The sequence below is a fragment of the Rhodococcus sp. MurmanLake-1 genome, assembly GCF_056945715.1.
In genome coordinates this window covers 413,887-427,754 of sequence record NZ_JBWZNF010000004.1, presented here as the reverse complement: position 1 = coordinate 427,754, position 13,868 = coordinate 413,887, and the positions used below count along the sequence as shown (strand labels likewise).

Here is a 13,868-nt window from a genome sequence, read left to right as displayed (position 1 = left end):
CACCCGATAGGGTCTGATTCATGGATCAACCGCCGAGCGCGCCCTCAGCCACTCCCATCCCGGTATGGCCTGGCAGTGCGTACCCACTCGGTGCCACCTACGACGGCGCGGGGACCAATTTCTCGCTCTTCTCCGAGGTCGCCGAAGCCGTCGAACTGTGCCTGATCGCCAAGGACGGCACCGAAACCCGCATTCGGATGGACGAGGTCGACGGTTACGTCTGGCATGCGTACCTTCCGTCCGTGTCCCCCGGCCAGCGATACGGCTACCGCGTGCACGGGCCGTACGATCCGGCTGCAGGTCTGCGCTGCGATCCGAGCAAACTCCTGCTGGACCCGTACGGAAAAGCGTTCGACGGAGACTTCGACGGAGACCGTTCACTGTTCTCGTACGACGTCGAGTCGGCGGCGGACCCCGAACCTGCTGGAGACGACGAAAATCCTGCCGTGGAGCCGGAAGAAGCCACCGACGAAACGAGTTCGGAAGCCGAATCGGGCGAGGTGGGCCTCGAAGACGAGTCACCCACGGACGATCAGGAATCGGACGAGAGCCTCGACCCAGAACCCTTCGATCCCGAACCGCTCGTCGACGAACCCGCTACCATCCCTTTCCCCCAGCATGATTCGCTCGGTCACACGATGTCGACCGTCGTCATCAATCCGTTCTTCGACTGGGCATCCGACCGCTCGCCGAAGCGTCCGTACCACGAGACGGTCATCTACGAAGCGCACGTCAAGGGTATGACCGCGACGCACCCCGGAGTTCCGGAGGAATTGCGCGGCACTTACGCCGGACTCGCGCATCCGGTGATCATCGAGCACCTCACCAATCTGGGTGTCACGGCGATCGAACTGATGCCGGTCCATCAGTTCATGCACGACCAGGTGCTGCTCGATCAGGGACTGCGAAACTACTGGGGCTACAACACCTTCGGCTTTCTTGCTCCACATACCGACTACTCCTCGGCCGCCAAACCCGATGCGGCCGTGGCGGAATTCAAGGCAATGGTGCGCAGTTTCCACCAGGCGGGTATCGAGGTGATCCTCGACGTGGTCTACAACCACACTGCCGAGGGCAACCACATGGGGCCGACCATCAGCTTCCGCGGAATCGACAACGCCGCCTACTACCGACTGGTCGACGGCGACGAAGCGCACTACATGGACTACACCGGAACGGGCAACAGCCTCAATGCCCGTCATCCGCACACCCTGCAATTGATCATGGACTCGCTGCGGTACTGGGTCACCGAAATGCATGTCGACGGTTTCCGCTTCGACCTGGCCTCCACACTCGCCCGTGAACTGCACGACGTGGACCGCCTTTCCGCCTTCTTCGATCTGGTGCAACAGGATCCGATCGTCAGTCAGGTGAAACTGATCGCCGAACCGTGGGACGTCGGCGAAGGCGGTTACCAGGTCGGCAACTTCCCAGGCCTGTGGACCGAATGGAACGGTAAGTACCGCGATACCGTCCGCGACTACTGGCGTGGTGAGCCGGCAACGCTGGGCGAGTTCGCTTCCCGCCTCACCGGATCCTCTGATCTCTACGAGGCGACCGGACGTCGCCCCGGCGCGAGCATCAATTTTGTCATCGCCCACGACGGTTTCACCCTGCACGACCTCGTCTCGTACAACGAGAAGCACAACGAAGCCAACGGCGAGAACAACAACGACGGCGAATCGCACAACCGATCCTGGAACTGCGGCGTCGAAGGCCCCACAGACGACCCGGAAATCCTCGAACTGCGTGGACGTCAGAGCCGAAACATCCTGGCTACGCTGATGCTCAGCCAGGGCACCCCGATGCTTGCTCATGGCGACGAGATGGGCCGAACTCAGCAGGGTAACAACAACGTTTACTGCCAGGATTCGGAACTGTCATGGATGGATTGGACTCTCGCGGAAACCAATGCGGACCTCGTCGAGTTCACCAAGCGCGCAATTGCCTTGCGCGCCAAGAACCCGGTCTTCCGGCGTCGTCGATTCTTCGAGGGCCGACCCATTCGAAGTGGCGATCAGGGCCGAGACATCGCCTGGCTCACGCCGTCGGGCGAGGAGATGACTCCGGCCGACTGGGACAGCGGTTTCGGTAAGTCGTTGGCCGTCTTTCTCAACGGCGACGCGATCCCGGAACCGAACTACCGCGGCGAGCGTGTCACGGGAGATTCGTTCCTCCTGTGTTTCAACGCTCACTACGAAGATCTCGAATTCTCCACCCCCAACGCGGACTACGCGTCGGAGTGGACCGTCGTACTCGACACCTCGGTCCCCACTGGTGAGAGCGATACCGCGATCAAGGCCGGAACAACATTGGATGTAAAAGCGCGAGCATTGACGGTACTTCGCAGAACCGCCTGAGGGAGACGTGCACATGGCCCCGATAACCAGCACCTACCGACTGCAGTTGCGACCGGATGCATTCACTCTTCGTGATGCGGCCGCACAGGTGGACTACTTCGAGGCATTGGGGGTCTCACATCTTTATCTCTCCCCCATCCTCACTGCGACGTCCGGGTCGACGCACGGCTACGACGTCACCGATCCGACGACCGTGTCCGAAGGACTTGGTGGCCGCGAGGCTTTGGTGGAGCTATCGCGCGCGGTTCGATCACGTGGGATGGGCCTGATCGTCGATCTGGTCCCCAACCATGTCGGTGTCGCCAAACCTCGCGAAAATGCTTGGTGGTGGGACGTTCTCACGCACGGGCAGTCGTCGGAGTACGCGGACTTCTTCGACATCGACTGGGCAGACGACAACGGGGCCAACGGCAAACTCTCGCTCCCGGTGCTGGGCAGCCAGGACGATCTCGACGCACTGACTGTCGAGAAGGATGGTGAGGAAACACTTCTCGCGTTCTACGAGCACCGCTTCCCTGTCGCCTCCGGCACCGAATTCGGATCTCCACAGGAGGTCCACTCCAGGCAGTCGTACCGACTCGTACCGTGGAACGCCGGAATCATCAACTACCGACGGTTCTTTGCCGTCAACGAACTCGCTGCACTGCGCCAAGAGGACCCCAAAGTCTTCGAACTCTGCCATCGGCAATTGAAGTCGTGGGTCGACGAAGGACTGATCGACGGCGTTCGCATCGATCACCCGGACGGACTCGCCGATCCGGCGGAGTATCTGGGGCGCCTGCGGGAACTGATCGGACCAGATCAGTGGCTCGTGATCGAAAAGATCCTCGGCCATACGGAACCACTCGATCCGCTGCTCCCGATCGACGGCACCACCGGATACGACGCACTCAATCAACTGGGCGGCATTTTCGTCGATCCCGCCGCCGAACTCGAATTGACCGAACTCTCCGCAGATCTGACCGGCGACGACGGGGACAGTACGTGGTTGCATCACACCGAACGTCAGTTCAAACGCGACACCGGGCGCGGTGACCTTGCACCCGAGGTTCGCAGACTCGTGCGCGCAATCCGACGCGAAACCGGAAGTCGTTGCAGTGAGACCGAACTGAACGACGCAGTTGTCGTCGCGATCGCTCGGATGCCGGTCTATCGATCCGACTACAGTCCGCTCGCCGGTTTGGCCGCTCGCATCGTCGGCGACATGCACGAACTGGCTCCTGGGCATGAAGCAGCGTTCAACGTGCTGGCGCAGTCCCTGGTGAACGGCGGTGAAGCGGCGGTTCGCTTCCAGCAGGTGTGCGGCGCCGTCATGGCGAAGTCCGTCGAAGATCGACTCTTCTATCGGACGGCGCGACTGGTCTCACGTCAGGAAGTCGGCGGCAACCCTGCATCACTTGCCGTCTCCGTCGCCGAATTCCATCTCCACAACGCGGACCGAGCGAAGCGGTGGCCGCGGGCGATGACGAGTCTGTCCACTCACGACACCAAACGCGGCGAGGACGTGCGGGCACGGATCGGTGTTGTGTCTCAGGTGCCGACCCTGTGGTCCCGGCTGATTCGCGAGTGGGAAAACGCGTGCCCCAGCCCTGATCCGCTTACCGGATTGTTCCTGTGGCAGAACATCATCGGTGTGTGGCCGGCGGACAGCCGCTCGGCAGCCTCGGTTCCAGAGCTGCGCGAGCGTTTACACGCCTATGCGGAGAAAGCCGTCCGCGAGTCCGGCGCCAGGACTTCCTGGAACGATCCGGACGTCGGCTTCGAGTCGGCAGTGCACCGCTGGATCGACGAGGTGTTCGACGGACCTGTCGCTGATTCGGTCAGCGAATTCGTCGGCCGGATCGCGCGTCACGGCTGGGCGGACTCTCTGGGCCAAAAGCTGCTCCAACTCCTCGGGCCCGGAGTTCCCGACGTCTACCAGGGCACGGAGCTGTGGGAGGACTCGCTGGTCGACCCGGACAACCGGCGCGTTGTCGACTACGGAACGAGGCGATCACTGCTCGAATCCGGCGCCGCGCCGATCGACGCGACAGGAACCGCAAAGTTGCACCTCGTTCGCACGGCACTGACACTGCGGCGGGAGAACCCCTCGTGGTTCGATCACGGTGAGTACCGGCCCATCTTCGCTTCAGGTTCCGGATCCGGTCATCTGGTCGGCTTCTCGCGCGGCCCGGCAGGTGATCCGCCCATGGTCGTTGCTCTGGCGACGCGACATTCGCTCGGACTCTCGTCGCACGGCTGGCGAGACACACGAATCGACCTTCCCGAAGGCGAATGGCTCGACGCACTGAGCGGACAACCCGTCACGTCCGCAGATGCGCGCGATGTCTTCGCCGACGGACCATGTGCCCTGTTGACCAGGGTGTGCTGAGCGGTTTCCGCTGACTGGACATTCACCCCCGAAAAGAACTTCGTCGCGCTAACTTCCGAAGAGCAGATCGTCACCACTATTCGGAGGTTTGAGCATGACTGCCAATCGATACACCGGAAAAGTTGCCTTCATCACCGGAGCAGCCCGCGGTCAGGGGCGGGCGGAAGCTGTCCGGCTGGCAGAAGAGGGCGCAGACATCATCGCCGTCGACGCGTGTGTTCAATTCGAATCCACGTCTTACGCCGGCGCCACCGAAGACGACCTGGCCGAGACAGTCGAACTGGTCAAGGCTCTGGACCGACGAATTGTCGCTACCAAGACCGACGTCCGCGACTTCTCTGCGCTGTCCGCGGCGCTCGATGCCGGCATCGACGAACTGGGGCGCCTCGACGTCGTCGTCGCGAACGCCGGAATCTGTTCTGCCAACATGTCCTGGGAAATCACGCCCGAGCAGTGGCAGGAAACGCTCGACGTCAACCTGACCGGAGTCTTTCACACCGCCAAGGCAGCGATCCCGCACCTGATCAAGCAAGGCACCGGTGGCTCGATCATCTTCACCAGCTCCGTCGCCGGCCTGCGTGGGCTCCCCTTCCTCGGCCACTACGTCGCGAGCAAACACGGCATCACCGGTCTGGCCAAGACGATGGCCTCGGAATTGGGGCAGTACAACATTCGGGTCAACACCATCCACCCGCACGGCGTGGAAACCGGAATGCAGATGACGGACATGCGGCCGCTCATCGACGCCAACGCTCACACCCTCGGTCCGATCTTCATGCAGACCTTGCCAGACCCGGTCAGCCAGCCGGAGGACATCGCCGCAGCCGTCGCGTTCCTCGGTTCCGACGAGGCCCATCACATCACCGGCATCGCGATGCCGCTCGATCTGGGCACCCTGATCCGCTGATCGAATCTTCTCGAGTTTTTCCCGTCCTCGGGGAATATCGCTTCCCCGAGGACGGTTGCGCGAGACATGACCAAAACTGTTGTAGCGCAGACGTACGGCACGCCCGAGGTCCTGGAGCTGGTGGACATCGATTTACCGGCGCCGAAATCAGGTGAAGTCCTGGTCGACGTGAAGGCGATCGGCGTCAATCCCTTCGACTTCAAGCTCTACAGCGGTGCTTTCGGCACTGATCCCGAGAAACTTCCGATCCGCCTCGGCGGCGAGGCAGCGGGCGTCGTCTCGGCGGTCGGCGACGGCGTTACCGGTGTTGCAGTCGGCGACGAGGTGATCGTCAGCCCCGGCAACGGTCTTTACGCCGAACAGGTAGTCGTTCCGGTCTCCTCGATCACCGCGAAGCCCGCCGGCATCAGCTGGGAACAGGCGGCCGGACTCCTTCTCGTCGGCGGAACTGCAGTCGACGCCCTCGACACCATTCGCGTCGGCTCCGGGGACACCGTCCTCATCCACGGCGCGTCCGGTGGCGTCGGCGCTATTGCGGTTCAGCTCGCCGCAGCACGCGGTGCCACCGTGATCGGCACTGCGGGAGCATCGAATCAGGACTACGTGCGCTCGCTCGGCGCCACGCCGGTGCTCTACGGCGAGGGCCTCGAAGCCCGCGTTCGTGAACTCGCACCGAACGGTGTCGACGCCGCTTTCGACACCGCCGGAACTGACGAAGCCGTCGATACATCTCTGGCGTTGGTCACCGACAAGAGCCGTATCGTCACCATCGTCGCGTTCGGACGCGCCCAGACCGACGGCTTCGCGTCTGTCGGCGGAGGCAATCCGGCAAGTGCCGAAGCACGTTTGAAGGCTCGCTCCGAACTGGTCGAACAAGCCGGGTCGGGACACCTCACCGTGAAGATCGCCAAGACCTTCCCGCTCGCAGACGTCACCCTCGCTCACACCGAGTTGCAGAGTTCTCATCCCGCCGGGAAGTTCATCCTCATTCCCTGAGGTTCCCTAAGCCTGAACGGCGAGTGGAACCAAGAGGGTAGTGCCGAACGCGACGAGCACGGATTCGCCTTCGCGTTCGGCATGTACCTCGGCAGTGACGAACACCTGCTTGCGCCCAGCCTTGACCGAGCGTGCCGTGGCGACGAATGCCGTTCCGACTCCCGGGCTCACGAAATTGACCGCGCAGTTGGACGCCGCCACGACACCAACCTGTGTAAAGGCGGCAAATCCGCACGCAGTGTCGATAAGTCCCGCCACAAGCGCAGCGTGCAAGTGTCCCGAGTACTGGCCAAGATCCTCACGCCATTCGAGCCGCAGGCAGACATGTCCTGGTTCGGCCTCCGTCACTTCGAATCCGGCCCACCGGTTGAAGGCCGCCGAGGCGTTGACTGCGCGCAACTGTTCCAGCATTTCCGAATGTTCCATGTAGACCAGTCTACATAGATTGTGGTGGATCGCTGGGGTGTTTAAGCTCCAACTCGTGGCGACTCCCCCGAAACACCGCAAAGCACTGGTACGAGCTGCAGCCGATCTGTTTCGCCGCCAGGGGTATGCGGCTACGGGACTCAACGAGATCCTCAAGTCGAGTGGCGCCCCGAAAGGTTCGCTCTACCACTACTTTCCCGGCGGCAAAGAGCAGATCGGCGAAGAGGTCGTCCGCGTCGGCGGGCAGTTGGTCACCGACACTCTGACCGAACTCGCCGACAACCACCCGGACGCCGGAGCACTGCTGCGCGAGTATGCGCGGCTGCTCGCTGGATGGGTGAGCGATTCGGACTTCCACGAAGGCTCGCCGATCACGACGGTGTTGTTGGAACTTGCCCCCGATTCGGAGAGCGTGACAGCCGCAGGACAGGCGGTCTACCGACAGTGGACTTCGCTACTGCGCGACTCACTGATCGAGTCCGGTGTCGCACACACTCGAGCGGAACGGCTTGCCGTCCTGGCAGTGTCCGCACTCGAGGGTTCGCTGGTGCGGGCTCGCGTCGAACGATCCGGTCAACCGATCCTCGATTCGCTCGGCGAGGTCGCCGACGTGTTCGCCGGAGCCATCGCTGCGGCGGCCGTGCACTGAGCTGACATGCCCTGAGCGAACGGCACTCTCGGTCTCATGAAGGCGCCGAAAGGTACGTTCGCTCGGAATCGGAGGGTGGGCCTGCCGGCTTCCCACCACCCCGAGCACCACCGCGGGCCGCGCCGATCCCCGCGACGACGACGCATGCGATACCTGCCACTGCCAGAACACTCGGAACTTGTTGCAACACAACAAGACCGATGAGCTGCGCGAAAGCGGGTTCGAGACTCATCAGCGTGCCGAATGCTGCTGTCGACAGCCGCCGCAGTGAGACCATCTCCAGAACGAACGGCACGACGGGCAGCAAGATCGCAAGTCCGAGGCCCACGAGAACCAGGTGCGGGGTCAGCCGCCCAATGGCCGAGTGGCCCACGGCAATTGTCGCGGCCAACCCGGCAACCGCCATCGACACCGCCAGCCCGTTGATACCGGCAACCTCGTCGCCGACCCGCTGGGTGAGCAGTATGTACATCGCCCAGCAGAGCGCCGCGCCAAGTGCGTACGCCACACCGACCAGATCGACTGTCCCTGCCCACGGTTCAGTGAGAAGGACTACGCCCACGCCTGCCAGAACCGGCCACAGAACGCGGCCACGCCCCCGGAGCAAAGCAACCGTCAGCGGACCCAAGAACTCCAGCGCGCTTGCCGTTCCCAGAGGAAGACGCTCGACGGCCGCCATGAACAACAGCGTCATGCCGGCGGTGACCACACCCAGGACCACGCAGGCCAGAAACGCTTTGCGAGTGAACGCGGAGGAACGGGGCCTGACGATGATCAGAAGAATGATGCCCGCCCAGGCGAGACGTATCCACGCTGCTCCGTCTGCTCCGAGCTGATCGATCAGACCCACCGACACGGCAAGCCCGAGCTGCACGCACAACATCGCCAGAACAGCCAGGCCCACTCCGGCCCGCGCTTTCGTATCCATAGCTGAATTGAACGGGACGCCAACCGTTCGTGTCCACGCGATTTTGACCTACATTATGTTCACGATTAGTGAATGATCGAACGATGGAAACCCGTCGACTCCATCTCCTCCTCGAACTCTCCCGCTTGGGTTCCATGCGCGCGGTCGCCGAAGCTCACAACCTCACGACATCGACAGTGTCCCAACAGCTCGCGGCTTTGACCGCGGAAACCGGTACTGCATTGATCGAACCGGAAGGCCGACGCGTTCGCCTCACACCTGCCGGTCAACGACTCGCCGATCATGCCGTCACCATCCTGGCAGCCGTGGATGCAGCTCGCCTGGACCTCGATCCGACCGCCGAACCGGAGGGGACATTGAGAGTCGGCGGATTCGCTACTGCCGTCAGAACCGCGATGCTCCCCGTCGCCCTGAGCCTGCAACACAGCCATCCACAGGTAGACGTGGTGATCTGCGAGTACGAACCGGCCGAGGCTTTTGCCCTACTCGAACGAGATGACCTGGACCTCGCGCTGACGTACGACTACAACCTCGCCCCCGCATCCCCGAGCTCGTTACTCGAAGCACTACCGCTCTGGTCGACGCCGTGGGGATTATGCGTTCCCGACAACGCCCGCACACCCGACGAGTCCACGAAATCCGGGATCGATCTCCGCGCCTTCGCAGACACACCATGGATAGTGAACTCACGAAACACAGCCGACGAGCGCGCTGTGCGAACCCTCGCGTCACTGGCTGGATTCACCCCTCGGATCACTCACCAGATCGACAGTCTCGACTTGGTCGAACTCTTGATCCTCAGTGGTTACGGCGTGGGGCTGATGCCACTCGAACGCACGACCCGCGAAGGCGTACGCGTCGTGCCGCTGACCGATCCGCCTGTCATCCTCACCGCCCATGCGGTGACGCGTCGCGGCCGATCGTCGTGGCCGCCGCTTCGGCTCGTGCTGGACCGTCTCACGGCCTACCGATAACTCAAATCCGATCAGCGTCGCCGTCGCGGCGCTGCTGCTTTGCAATTCGACGCTGCTCTTCCGCCCGCTCGCGGCACTGACGCAAGAATGCTTCGTCCGCCGCCGGATCCTGCGCAACGGCGCGTCCCGGACGCTCGTATTCGCCGTAACCGGTTGGACCGACGTAACCGCGGGGCGCGTTCTGTCCGCGCCCGACCACCAGCCACAGAACGGACCCCAAGGTGGGAAGGAAGATGATGATCAGAATCCAGACGACCTTGGGTAGGTACTGGATGTAGGCGTCATCTCTCGTGATGGCGTCGACGATGCAGAAAATCCACAGCAACATCGTGATGAGGCCGAACAAGGCATAGGGCACGCTGGCGATTCCTCCCGAGAATAAAAAACCCTCGCCATGCTAACGAAAACAGACCGATTAGTACATTAGATTCTGGCGAATGTTGAACTCGAGCCATCCTCGGTATGCATCGACATCCCATCCACTGACCCGACGCAATTGCTGATGAAGCTGAGGCGAGACGAAAGCGGCAAGTATGCCCGCGGCTTTCTCGAGCGAAATCTCGGGCCTCAACAATCCGTGCTCGGACAGACCCTCGGCTATCGACATCGCATTGACGGCCGACTGATCCGACGATTCCTCGGACAGTCGCCGCATGTCGGCATCCGCACCTGACGATTCGACCGCGACCATCATCAGAGCGCCGGCACGTTCGAGCAGTCCGATGCCCTGTGCCACGATCTGGGAGACGATCCGGCGAACGTCATCGGGGTCCGAGGCCAGGTTCGGCGCGCCGAGTGGAACCTCGTCGGCATCGAGCGCCGCGGCGAGGGCCGCTTCGAAGATCTCGAGCTTCCCGCCCGGGAAGGCTGTGAACACCGTCCGATTGGCGACGCCGGCCGAGTCGGCAATCTGTTTGACGGTGGCACTGACGTATCCGTCTCGGACAAACAAGGTCGTCGCCGCATCACGAATGAGTTCACGCGTTCGCTGTGCGGAAGCTTCACGCACGCGGGAGTGGTAATGGCGTCTGCCCTCCATTGCGCACACTTTAGCCGCATTCGATGCAACGGCCATGCATGGAAAGAATCGTGCAGTTCAAGAGCCTTTTCCGGGGTGATCTATCCAGCCGTCGCTACCGGGAAACACCAACGCCTCGTGCCCGTTGTCGTACCTGACCAGATAGGGCGGCCCTCCGTCCTCCCCGTGGACTTCGAGGACCTCGGCAGTTACCTCCGCCTGCCCAACCACGCGCCCCTGGACATGGAGACGGTCACCCACTTCGGCATGCATCACTCCTCCTCGCTGCCCGCTCGCGCGGGCGCAGACCAACCACTGACGTTGTTCCCGCGATACCGACTTGGAAACCCTGGACGGGTTGCCGTCGTGAGGAATCGCATATTCACCGAAGGTGACAGCGAGGGGTGAACAGTGGTTCACTCATGGGTGAATTCCCGTTCACCACCGCCGCGTGAAGGACCGTCTCTTGGCATTGCACTCGTCTCCGACCACTCGCCGTTCAAGTCGGCTCATCACCGCAATTCTCTGTCTTTCCGGCACCGTGGTCGCGCTGCAGCAAACGATGGTCATTCCGTTGTTGCCCGATTTCCCGAAAATCCTCGGCGTCAGCGCTGACGACGCCTCCTGGCTCGTCACCGTCACACTCCTCACGAGCGCCGTCGCCACTCCGATCGTCTCCCGCCTGGCGGACATGTTCGGAAAACGGCGCATGATGCTGATTTCGATGACGATGATCGTGGTCGGATCACTGGTCGCGGCGATCGGCGGCAACTTTGTCGCCCTGCTGATCGGCCGTGGCCTCCAGGGCTTCGCGATCTCGATGATCCCCGTCGGAATCAGCATCATGCGCGACGAACTGCCCAAGGAGAAGGTGGCGTCGGCAACAGCCTTGATGAGTGCCACTCTCGGAATCGGCAGCGCACTCGGGCTCCCCCTGTCCGGGTTGATCTTCGAGCATCTAGGCTGGCCCGCCATCTTCTGGCTCTCGGCGATCGTGGGCGTCCTGTTGATCATCGCGGTAGCCGCCGTCGTCCCGGAATCGAGTGTTCGCACCCGCGGCAAATTCGACTTCCTCGGCGCGGTCATGCTCTCGACAGCACTCACGGCGATCCTCCTCGCCATCTCCAAGGGGGCCCGTTGGGGATGGACGAGCGAACTGACATTGCTCATGTTTGTCATCGGAATCGTGACGCTCGCACTGTGGTTCCCGTACGAACTCCGGGTCACCCAGCCGATGGTCGACTTGCGAACGTCGGCCAAGCGGCCCGTTCTGCTGACCAACGTCGCCTCGATCCTCGTCGGCTTCTCGATGTATGCGAACAACCTCTCCACCACTCAGCAACTCCAGATGCCGAAGATCTCCGGCTACGGCTTCGAACTGGGAGTGATGGCGGCCGGACTGTGCATGATTCCGGCAGGCCTCGCGATGGTCTTCTTCGCTCCCGTCTCCGCGAACATCACGAAGCGATTCGGAGCCAAGATCACCCTGATCGTCGGCGGCACTGTGCTCGCGCTCGCCTACATCGCGCGCGTGTTCCTGACCGGCTCGATAACACTGATCATCATCAGCGCGGCGGTGGTCAGCATCGGAACTGCAATCGCCTACTCCGCGATGCCGATGCTGATCATGCGATCGGTTCCGATCACCGAAACCGCGTCCGCAAACGGCCTCAATTCGCTGCTCCGCTCAGTCGGTACGTCCACATCCAGCGCAGTGGTTGCCGCCATGCTCACCTCGATGGTCATCCCGTCCGGGCCGGGCGAGGGCCTTCCGTCGATCGACGCCTTCAAGAACATCTTCTGGCTGGCCGCCCTCGCCGCCGTGGCTGCTGCCGCTGCCGCTGCGTTCATTCCTCGCCGCGGCGCAAAACCGGAAACGGCGCTTCGCCCGGTGACCCCGGAAGGGTTCGAGCTTCCCGACGCCGCCGTGTCCGAAACGGAAATTGTGGTTGCCGGTCGTGTGGTCCGAGCCGACAGCCGACCGATCCGGCAGGCTGTTGTCACCGTGATGGACATGGAGGGGCGACCGATCGACTGGAGTCGCGCCGACAACGAGGGCAACTTCTCCCTCGCACTACCCCGGCCCGGACGGTACTTGGTGGTGACGAGTGCCGACGGCTGGTCCCCTCGGTCGCAGGTGATCGCTTTCGACAGCGCGCAATCGACGCACACCGTCGAACTCGGTGACCGCCTCACCATCTCCGGCAAGGTCGGAGTCGACGGCCGAACAACCTCGGGAACCGTCGTCACACTCACGAAACCGACCGGCGAATTCGTCGCATCCACCGTCACCGACGGAACCGGGCACTACGGAATCGCACTCCCGACATCCGGCCGGTACATCCTGACCGCGCTGACCGAGAGTGGACACGGCACATTGGCTCGTCAGATAGCGGTCATCGCGCAGTCCACCGTCGTCGACTTCGACGTACCCGTCGATGCCGAGCCGTTGACGACAGTATGAGCAACCAAACGCATGGCGATCGGGTATCGAGGCGAGCGGCATGAGCAGCGGTGAAGCCAGCATCCTCACAGCAGCGAAAGCCTTGTTCGCGGAACGAGGTTACGCATCGACGACCATCAAGGACATCGCGGTCGCAGCCGGTTACTCCCCTGCCCTGGTCATGAAGATCTACGGCAGCAAAGCTCGGTTGTATTCGGCTGCGATCCCGTCCGCACCTCCGATGGACGAGGATCCCAATGCCGACGCCACCGGAAACATCGGCTGTCAACTGGTCGAGAAACTTGTCGCTCGTAGAGAATCCGACGAAACCGATCCGTGGGCAATGCTCGCAGTACACGTTCACGAGGCGCCAGATCCGGACGCCGCCCGGGCAGAGATCAAGGAACGATACGTTCACGGGATCGCACGACGCATCGGCGACACCGAGCCCGGTTTGGTTCGCAGCCAGGTCGTCGTCTCACTGTTGCTCGGACTTGCCACCGGCATGCGGACGCTCGAACTCCTCGGTGAGGATTCGTTGTCGTCGAAGGACCTGATCCGGCGCTACGGAAGTCTGATTCAAACAGTCGTCGACGAAATCGAACCGGTATCCGAGCACGAATCGGACATCAGTGGCACGGTGGAGGAATGACTACCTACCGATACCTCGACGCCGATCGAAACCTCCTCGAAGAGAAAGATTTCGAAACCGAGCAGGACGCACAGGAATACCGACTCTCGGTCCTCGGTGCCGAACACATCGAGCCCGCGGGCGAATGATCCTGTCGATTCCCCG

The 13,868-nt window shown here is 62.4% G+C and carries 14 protein-coding genes; 9 read left to right on the top strand and 5 right to left on the bottom strand.

What is annotated here, in order from left to right:
- The first annotated feature begins 20 nt into the window (after window positions 1-20).
- From glgX to AC2ETI_RS14850, 4 genes are all read left to right on the top strand, one after another.
- Window positions 21-2,360: a glycogen debranching protein GlgX gene (gene glgX / locus AC2ETI_RS14865; protein WP_483634064.1), complete on the top strand. Its 2,340-nt coding sequence runs from the start codon at window positions 21-23 to the stop codon at window positions 2,358-2,360.
- Window positions 2,361-2,373: 13 nt separating this feature from the next.
- Window positions 2,374-4,731, top strand: coding sequence for a malto-oligosyltrehalose synthase (gene treY, locus AC2ETI_RS14860; RefSeq protein ID WP_483634063.1), 2,358 nt, complete (start codon window positions 2,374-2,376; stop codon window positions 4,729-4,731).
- A 94-nt stretch (window positions 4,732-4,825) separates the two neighbouring features.
- Window positions 4,826-5,638, top strand: a complete 813-nt coding sequence (locus AC2ETI_RS14855; RefSeq protein ID WP_019748832.1) for a mycofactocin-coupled SDR family oxidoreductase — start codon at window positions 4,826-4,828, stop codon at window positions 5,636-5,638.
- A gap of 66 nt (window positions 5,639-5,704) precedes the next feature.
- On the top strand, window positions 5,705-6,634 hold the full coding sequence (locus tag AC2ETI_RS14850; RefSeq protein WP_317832872.1) for an NADP-dependent oxidoreductase: 930 nt from the start codon (window positions 5,705-5,707) through the stop codon (window positions 6,632-6,634).
- Between the two features lie 6 nt (window positions 6,635-6,640).
- Here AC2ETI_RS14850 and AC2ETI_RS14845 read toward each other — a convergent pair whose 3' ends face one another.
- Window positions 6,641-7,060, bottom strand: a complete 420-nt coding sequence (locus AC2ETI_RS14845) for a PaaI family thioesterase (RefSeq protein WP_230544121.1) — start codon at window positions 7,058-7,060, stop codon at window positions 6,641-6,643.
- Between the two features lie 55 nt (window positions 7,061-7,115).
- Here AC2ETI_RS14845 and AC2ETI_RS14840 point away from each other — a divergent pair, with 55 nt between their 5' ends.
- Window positions 7,116-7,709: a TetR/AcrR family transcriptional regulator gene (locus tag AC2ETI_RS14840; protein WP_317832869.1), complete on the top strand. Its 594-nt coding sequence runs from the start codon at window positions 7,116-7,118 to the stop codon at window positions 7,707-7,709.
- A gap of 34 nt (window positions 7,710-7,743) precedes the next feature.
- On the opposite strand, the gene AC2ETI_RS14835 is transcribed toward AC2ETI_RS14840, so the two are convergent.
- Window positions 7,744-8,637 (bottom strand): EamA family transporter, encoded by an 894-nt coding sequence (locus tag AC2ETI_RS14835; protein ID WP_151531573.1) that lies wholly within the window; start codon window positions 8,635-8,637, stop codon window positions 7,744-7,746.
- An 83-nt stretch (window positions 8,638-8,720) separates the two neighbouring features.
- On the opposite strand from AC2ETI_RS14835, the gene AC2ETI_RS14830 reads away from it, so the two are divergent.
- The gene (locus tag AC2ETI_RS14830; RefSeq protein ID WP_097387289.1) at window positions 8,721-9,611 is read left to right on the top strand and encodes a LysR family transcriptional regulator; all 891 of its coding nucleotides are present in this window, start codon (window positions 8,721-8,723) and stop codon (window positions 9,609-9,611) included.
- Window position 9,612: 1 nt separating this feature from the next.
- On the opposite strand, the gene AC2ETI_RS14825 is transcribed toward AC2ETI_RS14830, so the two are convergent.
- Genes AC2ETI_RS14825 through AC2ETI_RS14815 form a run of 3 tightly spaced genes read right to left on the bottom strand, consistent with a single transcriptional unit; the run spans window position 9,613 to window position 10,902 of the window.
- A complete protein-coding gene (locus AC2ETI_RS14825) occupies window positions 9,613-9,969 on the bottom strand; it encodes a PLD nuclease N-terminal domain-containing protein (RefSeq protein WP_019748838.1) in 357 nt (118 codons plus the stop codon).
- Between the two features lie 57 nt (window positions 9,970-10,026).
- Window positions 10,027-10,650, bottom strand: coding sequence for a TetR/AcrR family transcriptional regulator (locus tag AC2ETI_RS14820; RefSeq protein WP_317832864.1), 624 nt, complete (start codon window positions 10,648-10,650; stop codon window positions 10,027-10,029).
- A 57-nt stretch (window positions 10,651-10,707) separates the two neighbouring features.
- Entirely contained in the window at window positions 10,708-10,902 is a 195-nt protein-coding gene (locus AC2ETI_RS14815) for a DUF1918 domain-containing protein (protein WP_003941743.1), read from the bottom strand.
- A 193-nt stretch (window positions 10,903-11,095) separates the two neighbouring features.
- On the opposite strand from AC2ETI_RS14815, the gene AC2ETI_RS14810 reads away from it, so the two are divergent.
- Genes AC2ETI_RS14810 through AC2ETI_RS14800 form a run of 3 tightly spaced genes read left to right on the top strand, consistent with a single transcriptional unit; the run spans window position 11,096 to window position 13,852 of the window.
- The gene (locus AC2ETI_RS14810; RefSeq protein ID WP_317832862.1) at window positions 11,096-13,093 is read left to right on the top strand and encodes an MFS transporter; all 1,998 of its coding nucleotides are present in this window, start codon (window positions 11,096-11,098) and stop codon (window positions 13,091-13,093) included.
- A 40-nt stretch (window positions 13,094-13,133) separates the two neighbouring features.
- Window positions 13,134-13,724, top strand: a complete 591-nt coding sequence (locus tag AC2ETI_RS14805; RefSeq protein ID WP_019748842.1) for a TetR/AcrR family transcriptional regulator — start codon at window positions 13,134-13,136, stop codon at window positions 13,722-13,724.
- Complete coding sequence (locus AC2ETI_RS14800; protein ID WP_007733137.1) at window positions 13,721-13,852, top strand: hypothetical protein; 132 nt, start codon at window positions 13,721-13,723, stop codon at window positions 13,850-13,852. The genes AC2ETI_RS14805 and AC2ETI_RS14800 overlap by 4 nt, the downstream gene beginning before the upstream one ends.
- Window positions 13,853-13,868 lie beyond the last annotated feature (16 nt).

Coding starts and splice junctions, on each gene's coding strand:
- glgX (WP_483634064.1), top strand. CDS start 21: ATGGATCAACCGCCGAGCGCGCCCTCAGCCACTCCCATCCCGGTATGG.
- treY (WP_483634063.1), top strand. CDS start 2,374: ATGGCCCCGATAACCAGCACCTACCGACTGCAGTTGCGACCGGATGCA.
- AC2ETI_RS14855 (WP_019748832.1), top strand. CDS start 4,826: ATGACTGCCAATCGATACACCGGAAAAGTTGCCTTCATCACCGGAGCA.
- AC2ETI_RS14850 (WP_317832872.1), top strand. CDS start 5,705: ATGACCAAAACTGTTGTAGCGCAGACGTACGGCACGCCCGAGGTCCTG.
- AC2ETI_RS14845 (WP_230544121.1), bottom strand. CDS start 7,060: ATGGAACATTCGGAAATGCTGGAACAGTTGCGCGCAGTCAACGCCTCG.
- AC2ETI_RS14835 (WP_151531573.1), bottom strand. CDS start 8,637: ATGGATACGAAAGCGCGGGCCGGAGTGGGCCTGGCTGTTCTGGCGATG.
- AC2ETI_RS14830 (WP_097387289.1), top strand. CDS start 8,721: ATGGAAACCCGTCGACTCCATCTCCTCCTCGAACTCTCCCGCTTGGGT.
- AC2ETI_RS14820 (WP_317832864.1), bottom strand. CDS start 10,650: ATGGAGGGCAGACGCCATTACCACTCCCGCGTGCGTGAAGCTTCCGCA.
- AC2ETI_RS14815 (WP_003941743.1), bottom strand. CDS start 10,902: ATGCATGCCGAAGTGGGTGACCGTCTCCATGTCCAGGGGCGCGTGGTT.
- AC2ETI_RS14805 (WP_019748842.1), top strand. CDS start 13,134: ATGAGCAGCGGTGAAGCCAGCATCCTCACAGCAGCGAAAGCCTTGTTC.
- AC2ETI_RS14800 (WP_007733137.1), top strand. CDS start 13,721: ATGACTACCTACCGATACCTCGACGCCGATCGAAACCTCCTCGAAGAG.